Raw genomic sequence first — 9,677 nt, 5'->3', positions numbered from 1 at the left:
TATTCGACTTGATACTTTTCAAGAAGCATATCCCTAACCTTCTGCCAAGAAACACCAGAGAGAACGGCTCTAGGTAGCACAAGCCCTAACCTACCGCCTTCAACCAAATACCTATCCGCTAAACAGACGAAGACTGCTCCGAGACCAGCTTGCCCTATGCCAGTCAGATCATTCTCTTTAAGTATCTGGCTGAGCGCTTTCTGCAGCCTAGCTCTCTCCTCTTTCGGTAGAGAGCCGAACAGAAGATTACCCCCAACACTCCTAGTGAAGGGAGGGTTCATTATGCAGATATGGAAGTTTGGAAGCGTTATCGCCTTAGACTCCTTTTTCGCTAAACTGATGCCCTCACCCCCCTCCTTTGATCTCGCCCGTCAGCACCATCTCTCGGTCAAGGCTTGGTGAAGAGAGGAAGTTTATGCTGCCTAGAAAGCGCCCCTCACCTAAGCGTAGCGCATAGAGCTTTGATGTGTTTACCGGTATGGGGTTGTGTAGAGAGAGCACGGTCGCAGCGAGATGAACAGCGTGGTGTAAGACGTCAAACCCCCATATCCCCTCTTCCATAAGATACTTGTGTAGATCATCTACCCTCACCTCCTTACTCTCAACCCTATGCTTTACATCCAGCTCCTTATAGATGGCTGAAAGCAGCGTCCCAGAGCCGCAAGCAAAATCCACAACCCTAAGAGGCTCACCACCATAAGTTGGAGGAACCTTCCTAACATCCAACCCAGACGGCAGATTCACCAAAAGTCTAGCTAAAAGACGAGCAGCAGGTATCGAAGTATAATATGTCGCATAATACTTCACAAGCCTACCGAGCAGTAAAGTGTGATAGATCCTACCGAACAGATCGTGCCTAAGCAGAACTCTCGAGGAGGCTATATCATACGCCAAATCAACGAGAGATCTGAGCTGCTCATCCAAAACGGGGTTTGCTGGGATATTAGAAAGAATTCTCAACGCAGCATCTAGGACAGGCTCATAATCTATATTGCGAATCACATACTGCCAAGCTGCTTCTAAATCTTTCTTCAGATTTTGCGACATCAGCAACTTAGAGAGTGTCGGAACCTTAGGATGTGAAGCGGCTATAACTTCGTGCACCACGAGAGCGTCGATGAGTAGAAGCCCTGCGGTGGATAGAAGCTTTTGTGCCTCATCCTTATTCAGCGTCTTCATCTTCCTTCTCTCTCAGCTCCAAAGCCTCTTTTAAACGCTCTATATCGACTAGAGGCGCGGTCTTGCTAGCAAACTCACTCAAAACCTCATCCATCTTACTTACGACTGGTTCGATGATATCTTCTCGCACCACACGGTTGTATACAGCCATCAAGTATGTGATAAGATCGTCAAAATTGACGTTCTGATACTTATCTGGTTTAAAATGAGACTTGCCTAGGGTTGCCCTATCAAGGTAGGATACGAAGCCTATGTTAAATCTGCTCTTAAGAAGGATCTGCTTGATATCCGACTGGGTTAAAGTAAGCCTCTCAGCCCTAATATCAGCATACTCAACCATCACACACAAATCACAAACGTTATTATCCACACGCTCAACACACTTGCTGACCAGCTGATCCCACATACCCGGCTTCTTACCCTCCACAACTATCCTCACACCATTCAGCAGCAGAAGAACATCAGGCTCAGCCCTCCTACCACGCTTCTTCAAAATCACTTCGCCCAGAGCATTAAGCCCCCTCTCTGCTAGAAGCTCAGCTAACACAACATTCAAATTCTCCTCTCTAAGGCTCATCAGCTACCAGCCTGTTAACAAACCACTTACCACAGGCGCGTATATTTGTCTTTTTAAGCAATCCTTTTAAACATCATCCACATCCTCATAAGCGTGCCATTCTACCCTTACGAGGTTGGGCGCGTCTTCTTCATGCCAGGCTACAAGCTAGGCGGGTTTAGGGTTGTGGCCGGGCGTGAGCACGGTGTTATGCGTAAGGCTCTAGATATCTGCTCAAAGTATAATGCTTACCTCATAAGCCTACACTTCACACTAAACCCTAGGGGAGAGAAGGTCTTCACACTCATCTACGACCTAACAGAGTGCAGCGCACCACTAAAAGAGATCGCTGAAGAGATCGAGAAGATCGAATCGATCAAAGAAGTTACCTTGATAGAGCAGCAGGCTGAAGGATTCATAGCAGACACAACATCGCACATAATTACAGCTGGTGGGATGAGAGTAATCATACTACGAGAGATACTCTGGTCTATCTTAGTCAACAAAATTAGAGAGAAGTTCGGATCCGGAGGCGAAGCCCTCCTCTACTACATGGGCGTAGATATGGGCGCAGAGGCCGCGGCAGAGCATAAGAAGAGGGCTGAAGCGCTAAGGCTGAGAGAGCCCGACAAGATAACACGCATACTAGGCGCATCGATATTCACAGGCACAGGATGGGGTAGCATGCAGATAGAGGAGTTCACTCCAAACCCACCCCACGCAGTCATCACAGTCTACAACAACTTCGAATGCGAAATAGGACCAACCTCCAAAACCCCCTACAGCCAGCTAACACGAGGACTAATAGCAGGCTACCTCTCACATTTACTAGGCTTAGAGATGGAAGTCAACGAAACAGAGTGCATAGCGAGAGGAGACCCCTGCTGCAGATTCGAATGCAAACCCAGAAAATAGGCACCTAAAGCAAATATCCACACTCTACTCGTTTTATGCTTCAAAACTATGCTTCTTTAGCGCGGCTGCTAGATAAGCTATTTTAGCGGTCTCCTCTAGAAGATCAAGGTTATTATATGCATCCCAAATATCCCGCCCAACAACCAACACACCATGCCTCTCAAGCAACGCACACCTAACAGACACATCCTTAAACACATCAACACACCTTCGAGTAAGCGCATCTGAACCAGGATGCTCAAACCCAACCACCTTAACCTCACCAAGCAGCTCCAAAGCCTGAACCGTAACACAAGGAACAGGCTTACCCAACACAGCAAACCCCGTAGAGTAAGGGGGGTGAGCGTGTATGATAGAGCCAACATCACCCCTAACCCTATAAAGCGCCAAGTGAACAGGCGTTTCGGTCGACGGCTTACCAACACCCTCAACAACCACACCATCGCTGTTAAGAACCAGCAGATCCCTCTCAGTAAGATCTCTAAACGATGAACCGCTACGCGTTATAAGGAAGAGACCGCCGCCTACTCTCACACTCACATTACCACCACTAGCAGAAACCAGCCCACGCTGGTATATGGCTCTACAGACCTCTATCAAAACTCTACTAACCTCATCGAAAGAGCCGACCAACCCTGCAACACCAAGATTGCTTGCCTTAAGCACCTTATATGTTTGAAGCACCACTCACCTCTCTTAACTCCTTCACCATTCTAAAGTACCACTCAGCTTCTTCATCAACAAGATGAAGCTCGAAGGTGTGATAAGGTGGTAATGCCGCCGACCCCTCTATCCTAACCTTTAACGCAGCCCTTTCAAGACCGCTTTTAGGAACAGCATTCGAAACAATAAGAACATCTATATCACTTGCAGCAGTAGCTTCACCTTTAACAACACTTCCAAAAACATAAACGCGTGAATCGGGCAAAACACGCTTCACCACAGCCGCAAGCTTAACAACATACTCCCTCCATTTCTCAATAATCTCCACACTAATCTTAAGAATCTCAAGATACTTCTCCAAGCTTCAACACCTTTCTAAGCCAAAGAAACCTACTACTAAATACTTATGTGCCTCTAAACGCGTAGTAGTGGTACGATAAGCCGATACTCGTCGAAGATCAGGGGTTCGACACCATATACTTCAGAAATGTTCTTCGCCGTCAGCACCTCCTCGGGCTTTCCAGCAGCGTACACTTTCCCGCTATTCAGCATTAAAATCTTATCTGATACTCTATAGGCGTAGGTGAGGTCGTGTATAGCCATAATTATAATCAAACCTCTAGATCTAAGACTTCTAACGAGCCTAAGAACCTCTACCTGATACTTCAGGTCTAGGTTGCTTGTGGGCTCATCCAGCAGCAGCACCTCAGGCTCCGCAGCCAAAGCTCTTGCGATCAACACCCTTTGAAGCTCCCCTCCACTAAGCTCCTCCAAACCTCTACCCACAAGCCCTATTGCTCCAACGGTCTCCAGTGCATCATACACCTTTGCTTCATCCAGTTTAGAGGGGGCGAAACCTATGTACGGTCTTCTACCAGTCATGACGAAATCGTAGACCGTTAGCATACCACCAACCTGAACCCTTTGTGGGACAGCTCCACATATCTTAGCAAGATCTCTAGACTTAATCTCCCAAACAGCTCTTTGGTCGAGGTACACAGATCCCATCTTCGGTTTCAACACACCATTAACCACTTTAAGCAGCGTGCTTTTACCAGCGCCATTCGGCCCAACGACTGAAAGAACTTCGCCACGCTTTACCGTCAGCGATACACCATCCAGAGCTTTAATGCTCCTATAATACACCTTCACGTCTCTGATTCTAACCTCTATAACCAAACCTCCCACCCTTAACTAGCAAATATACTAGTAGAGGAACACCTATTAAAGAGGTCGTAATCCCAACAGGAATAACGGTTGGTGCTATCACCACCCTGCCCAGCGTGTCGGAGAGTGTTAGAATAAGTGCACCCAAGATCATAGATGTGGGCATCAGATATCTATGGCCACCCCCAATAAGCAGTCTAGCGGCGTGCGGCGCTACAAGGCAGACAAACCCTATCACCCCAACGAAAGATGTCGCTAAAGCGGCTCCTAGCGCCGCTACTATCGTCGTTTCCAGCCTAAGCCTCTCAGGCCTCACACCAGAAGACTTCGCCAACTCGTCGCCGCCCAATATCAGATCGTAGTCTAGACTTCGGTAGATGAAGTATGGTAGGACTAACGCAAAAGAAAGTAGGGCAACGAGATTAAACTCAGGCCAAGCTATCCTCCCTAGGTCTCCGAATGTCCAGAAGACCACGGTTGCGACGAGTATCTCGTTCAGATAGAGGTATTGAAGCAGATACAAAATGGCTTGATAGGCAAATGAGATGGCTATGGATGATAGGACGAGCGCACCTGCGCTTAACCCAGCCTTATACGCCAAAAGGAGGATGATGAGGACTTGAATTAAAGCGAAGAGGAAGGCGGAGGCTGAGACGATATACGGGTTATAAACGTAGATCTGAAATCTTTGAATAGCGCCGCCTTGTAACACCAGAAGAGCAACCGCCACACCCAAGGATGCCGCGAATGAAAGCCCGAATGTGAATGGGGAAGCTAAAGGGTTCCGCATGCAAGCTTGAATAGCGGCACCGGAACCACCTAGAACCATACCTACAACTATCGCAGCCAGAACCCTCCTAAGCCTTAGATCCCAAATAACAGTCGAGAGTTGGCTGTTATCTGGTAGGAAGACGGCGCGAAAGGTCTCAGGAAGCGAAGCCTTATACCAACCCACTGAAGCAGAAAGCGGTATGAGAAGGAGGGTAAAGAGGGTAAGTGAAAGCAGAATTATCTGCTTCCTCCGAATAAGATGCTTAACATTCAACTGGAAGGTTTGAACATTTCGGCTAGACATATAAACCCTCCATAGGCTTCAGCATACTGCTGGTAGAGAGCCTTTCCAACGAACACTCTGAATATTTCGTCAGCCTTCTCACTAGGGTTAATGTCGCTGAATCTCTCTGGATACAGTATCTTACCAATGTAGTAAGCGTCTGCTAAGGCAACAGCCACATTCGTATGATAATAGTTGTAGGGTAAAGTCCCGTAAACCCTCCCTTCTTTGAAAGCGTTCAGATACATATACTTACCAGGATCTTTATCAAAATCCTGTTTGACGGTTGCCAAGTTGTTTTCATCTATAAACACTATCTCCGGCTGCTCGCTTAGAATCGCCTCAAAACTCCAGAAGAAGACACCTTGCTTAGAAGCATATCTATCTGCGATAGAAGGGGTGTTCAAGAGTGAAAGTGGTGGGAATGGTGTTTGAGCTGTTGTAAATGGTTGAGGCCCTTTGTATGATACAGCGCCAACATACACTTTTGGTCTAACATCCAAGTCTCTCGTCCTCTTATCCAAGTCCTCGACTACGCTTCTAATATAGCTGATTAGAGTATCCGCTCTTTCTTTGCGACCCAAGGCCTCGCCAAGCACTCTTAAAGCGTTCGCCAAACCCTCTACATCAAGATACCCAGCCGGACCATAATCCATAACTATTACCGTCGCGTTGGTCTCCTTCTCTAATCTATCTGGGTCGTAGAAGTCGCAGTATGTTCTAGACATTATTATTAGCTCAGGTTTCGCTGCTAAGATTAATTCAGGCGCTGGTGGCTTGCCTGGTCCGCCTAGACCTATGGCTGGCAGCGCTTTAAACGATTCACCATAAGCCATCGCATAGTCCCTCCCGGCAGACCCCCAGCTTCTTTCGCTGTCTTCCACACCCACAAGCAAGTCCGTCGCATTTAGGTAGCATACAAGCCTAAGCATGCCAGGCCCTATCGCTACGATGCTATCAACGCCTCTAGGTATTGTGACATTTCGCCCAACTATGTCGACCAAGTGTATTTGTGGCGTGGTGGTTTGCTGCTGCACAGTAGTAGAGCTGCTGGAGAGTATGAAGTAGGCTGCGGCTGCCACGGCTACAACCACGATTACTGTCAGGCTTAGTGCGTAGACCTTGGCTAAACCCTTCTTCACAGCCCTTCACCTTCCGCGCATTAACGGAACTCTGAAGTCCGGCACAATGCCTCTCCCTCCGACCGCTGCGCAAACACCCAAGCAGCTCAAGCAAACAGCTCTACCATCCACATATTGGATCCTCGTACTCATCACAAGTTCGCCGCACTCTGCACACCTAACGCTCTCAAAGATGGGCGCCCGCTCAATCTCCGCAACCTCAACAGCATCAATCTTAAACTCCTCTTCAGGGATGGTGAGCATAGAGCGCCCTATCTGAGACCATATCTCCCGCAGCCTCTCAATGTCATCTCTACTCCCCTCCCTCTTCGTAACAACCTTCTCAAAAAGATCCAAGGCGTCTTTCGTAAAGTATCTACTCCTAATCTTCTCAGCGTCAACATAAACCCTTACACCCCTCCACGAACCTCTTCTAACAAGCGTCACAGCATTCTTCCCAACATCCAAGTAGATCAGACTGTTATTACCAAGCGTGCATCCTGTAGCGATCTGCACACCATCACAAAAACAGTTGTTACATTCAACGATAGCAAGAACATCCTCACCAACACTCTCAGCTAAACCAGCTTTCGCTAGACCGAGCCTATGCATAGCCAATTCTGAAGCCCTTAAGCCTAGCGCTAAGAAGGGGCAGATATGACCATGAAACTCTTCAGCCCTTTTAAGCAGCGACTCTTCAATCATGCTTCTCACCGTATTACTAATTAACAAAAGGGTAATACCAACCACTATATAAGAATGTCTCCACTATTTCCAACATCTAGAGAAGAAAGGGACTTCACATCCTCGCAAAATCCGCCATATTTAGACGATTACCTGCAACTAAAGCCGTAAAGGTTAGTTTATTAAGGCTGTTTGGGCGAGTTCAAGCTGCTGTTGCAAGCAGACCTACTCCTAAAGAATGGATACGTACTCACCCCACAAGGGCTTCTTGAAGCTTGTGTAGCAATCGAACAAGGGAAGATAGTAAAAGTTGCAAAGGAACCGAACCTCCCTAAAGGCGAAAAAGAACTGAACTGCAGAGGGCAGATAATCTTACCCGGCTTAATTGATCCACACGTACACTTCCGCGACCCAGGCTACACCGAGAAAGAGGACTTCTACACAGGCAGTTGCGCAGCCGCAGCAGGAGGGTTCACACTAGTAGCAGACATGCCAAACAACCTACCACCAACATCAACACCAACCGCACTCAAGCTCAAGATTAGAGAGGCTGAATCCAAGGCTGTTGTGGACTTCTGCCTCTATGCCGGCTGCGGAGCCGATAACGTTGAGGAGATGAGCGGGTTAGCTGCCCAAGGGACTGTCGCTTTCAAGACGTGGATGTATCTCCCCTCCACAGCAGCAGACGCTGGACTATGCGCAAGTAGCAGAAGAGATCTATTAGAGGTTATGGCTAGGGCGTCGAGGTTAAAAGTGCCTTTAGCGGTGCACGCAGAGGATGCTGAAATCATCGAGCACTCAACCTCCATCCTCAAATCTTCTGGCAGAACAGATGCTCTAGCTCACTGCGAATCAAGACCATCACAGGCTGAAGTTAAGGCTGTTAAAACATGTTTAGAGGTAGCTGAAGAAAGCGGTGCCACACTATATCTGCTCCATCTAACCACTGCGGGCGCGGTTGAGGAGGTTAAGTCTGCCAAGAAACGAGGATTAAAGGTGTTCACAGAAACCTGCCCACACTACCTCTTTCTAAAAGAAGAGGATATGCTTCGCTTAGGCTCCTACGCTAAAGTCAACCCACCCCTAAGGAGAAGGGAGGATCAAGAATCCCTCTGGAGGGCTCTGGTTGATGGCGTAATAGACTGTGTGGGCAGCGACCACGCACCCCACCAAAAGAGTGAGAAGGATGCCGGTTTAGAAGACATATGGGCGGCGCCTGCCGGTGCGCCTAATATTGAGGTAAGCTTACCGCTGATGCTCACCAAGGTGAACGAGGGGTTGCTAAATTTATCGAGGCTTGCCGAGCTTATGTCAACCAACCCCGCAAAGCTCTTCAACCTCTACCCAGCGAGGGGAGCAGTCATCGAGGGGGCCGAAGGGAGCCTAACGGTGGTAGATCTGAAGGCTGAGTATAAGATTAGGGTGGATAGGCTCTACACAAAGGCTAAAGCGTGTGTGCTGTTCAACGGCTGGGCGGTTAAAGGCAGAGCCACACACACAATAGTGAGGGGTGTTGTAGTTATGGAGGATGGGGTAGTGGTGGGCTCAAGAGGCTTTGGAAGATTCATTAGGAGAAGAGAGTTTGGAGGAGACCTCCTTAAGTAGGCTGAGCAGATCGCCTTCACCAAGACCCACACCAGCCTTAGAGTCCCTTCTAGCCACTATCTGGCCGCTCTTAAAGGCTATGACTGTGGGCACATAGTTGATCTTATACCTCTCCCAGTAGGGGTGCGAATCGTCGGTAATATCTGCCTTAGCGAAGATATAGGGTTGATTTACACTATGCTTCTCAAAGATGGGCGCAAACCTCATGCAGAAAGGGCAGTACGTAGCATAGAAGAGCGCTATTACCGGGCTATCACCTTGAGCCAACTCATCCGAAAACACGGCTTTAACCTTCTCCAACATCGATCATAAAGGGGCTGCAGCTACCTATTAAAGTTTAAAACCCAAAGCCTATTTTGGAGCATATACAAAGCAGCATAACCTACAATTATGAGGGTTCAGCCGAATACAAACGGCACAAATTTTTATTAAGAGGGTAGAAGAAGCCTCCATGACGCACATGAAGTCGCCCACAGGAGAATTCGCTGGAAGAATCTTAAGAGAGAAGAGGCAGAGGCTACGCTGGTCCGACAAATACTATAAGCGGAGAATGCTGATGCTAGACGAAAAAGCAGACCCACTCGAAGGCGCGCCTCAAGCAAGAGGCATAGTATTAGAGAAGGTCGGCATAGAATCAAAACAGCCAAACTCAGCAATCAGGAAATGCGTGAGGGTTCAGCTCGTTAAGAACGGTAAGCAGATTACGGCCTTTCTTCCTGGGGATGGGGCGCTT

Annotated in this window: 13 protein-coding genes; 3 read left to right on the top strand and 10 right to left on the bottom strand. The window is 48.1% G+C overall.

Features of this window, described 5'->3' with window-relative positions:
* The 3 genes from HA494_04655 to HA494_04645 all read right to left on the bottom strand — a co-directional run.
* Positions 1–281 (bottom strand): hypothetical protein (locus tag HA494_04655; GenBank protein ID NHV97062.1); only part of this gene is annotated, 281 nt, incomplete at its 3' end.
* Between the two features lie 64 nt (positions 282–345).
* Positions 346–1,179 (bottom strand): hypothetical protein, encoded by an 834-nt coding sequence (locus HA494_04650; protein ID NHV97061.1) that lies wholly within the window; start codon positions 1,177–1,179, stop codon positions 346–348.
* The gene (locus HA494_04645; protein ID NHV97060.1) at positions 1,163–1,756 is read right to left on the bottom strand and encodes a hypothetical protein; all 594 of its coding nucleotides are present in this window, start codon (positions 1,754–1,756) and stop codon (positions 1,163–1,165) included. Before HA494_04645 ends, HA494_04650 begins: the two co-directional genes overlap by 17 nt.
* A 132-nt stretch (positions 1,757–1,888) precedes the next feature.
* On the opposite strand from HA494_04645, the gene HA494_04640 reads away from it, so the two are divergent.
* Positions 1,889–2,650 (top strand): hypothetical protein, encoded by a 762-nt coding sequence (locus HA494_04640; protein NHV97059.1) that lies wholly within the window; start codon positions 1,889–1,891, stop codon positions 2,648–2,650.
* Between the two features lie 33 nt (positions 2,651–2,683).
* On the opposite strand, the gene HA494_04635 is transcribed toward HA494_04640, so the two are convergent.
* The 6 genes from HA494_04635 to HA494_04610 are packed head-to-tail and all read right to left on the bottom strand — an operon-like array spanning position 2,684 to position 7,360.
* Entirely contained in the window at positions 2,684–3,334 is a 651-nt protein-coding gene (locus HA494_04635; protein ID NHV97058.1) for a class II aldolase/adducin family protein, read from the bottom strand.
* The gene (locus tag HA494_04630) at positions 3,318–3,674 is read right to left on the bottom strand and encodes a DNA polymerase subunit beta (GenBank protein ID NHV97057.1); all 357 of its coding nucleotides are present in this window, start codon (positions 3,672–3,674) and stop codon (positions 3,318–3,320) included. Before HA494_04630 ends, HA494_04635 begins: the two co-directional genes overlap by 17 nt.
* Positions 3,675–3,727: 53 nt before the next feature.
* Complete coding sequence (locus tag HA494_04625; GenBank protein ID NHV97056.1) at positions 3,728–4,492, bottom strand: ABC transporter ATP-binding protein; 765 nt, start codon at positions 4,490–4,492, stop codon at positions 3,728–3,730.
* Entirely contained in the window at positions 4,476–5,555 is a 1,080-nt protein-coding gene (locus HA494_04620) for an iron ABC transporter permease (protein NHV97055.1), read from the bottom strand. Before HA494_04620 ends, HA494_04625 begins: the two co-directional genes overlap by 17 nt.
* Positions 5,522–6,640 carry an ABC transporter substrate-binding protein gene (locus tag HA494_04615; GenBank protein NHV97054.1) on the bottom strand — a complete coding sequence of 373 codons (1,119 nt, stop codon included), beginning with the start codon at positions 6,638–6,640 and terminating at the stop codon, positions 5,522–5,524. Before HA494_04615 ends, HA494_04620 begins: the two co-directional genes overlap by 34 nt.
* A 42-nt stretch (positions 6,641–6,682) precedes the next feature.
* Positions 6,683–7,360 (bottom strand): formylmethanofuran dehydrogenase, encoded by a 678-nt coding sequence (locus HA494_04610; GenBank protein NHV97053.1) that lies wholly within the window; start codon positions 7,358–7,360, stop codon positions 6,683–6,685.
* A gap of 171 nt (positions 7,361–7,531) precedes the next feature.
* Here HA494_04610 and HA494_04605 point away from each other — a divergent pair, with 171 nt between their 5' ends.
* Positions 7,532–8,944: a dihydroorotase family protein gene (locus tag HA494_04605; protein NHV97052.1), complete on the top strand. Its 1,413-nt coding sequence runs from the start codon at positions 7,532–7,534 to the stop codon at positions 8,942–8,944.
* Here HA494_04605 and HA494_04600 read toward each other — a convergent pair.
* A complete protein-coding gene (locus HA494_04600) occupies positions 8,885–9,244 on the bottom strand; it encodes a thioredoxin family protein (GenBank protein NHV97051.1) in 360 nt (119 codons plus the stop codon). The genes HA494_04605 and HA494_04600 overlap by 60 nt on opposite strands.
* 151 nt (positions 9,245–9,395) lie before the next feature.
* Here HA494_04600 and HA494_04595 point away from each other — a divergent pair.
* On the top strand, positions 9,396–9,677 hold a 282-nt coding region (locus HA494_04595), incomplete at its 3' end, for a 30S ribosomal protein S12 (GenBank protein NHV97050.1).

The organism is Nitrososphaerota archaeon, assembly GCA_011605775.1.
Classification (GTDB): Archaea; Thermoproteota; Nitrososphaeria; order Nitrososphaerales; family JAAOZN01; genus JAAOZN01.
Note: the sequence above shows the minus strand (reverse complement) of the source record. Positions and strands in the feature narration are given on the sequence as shown.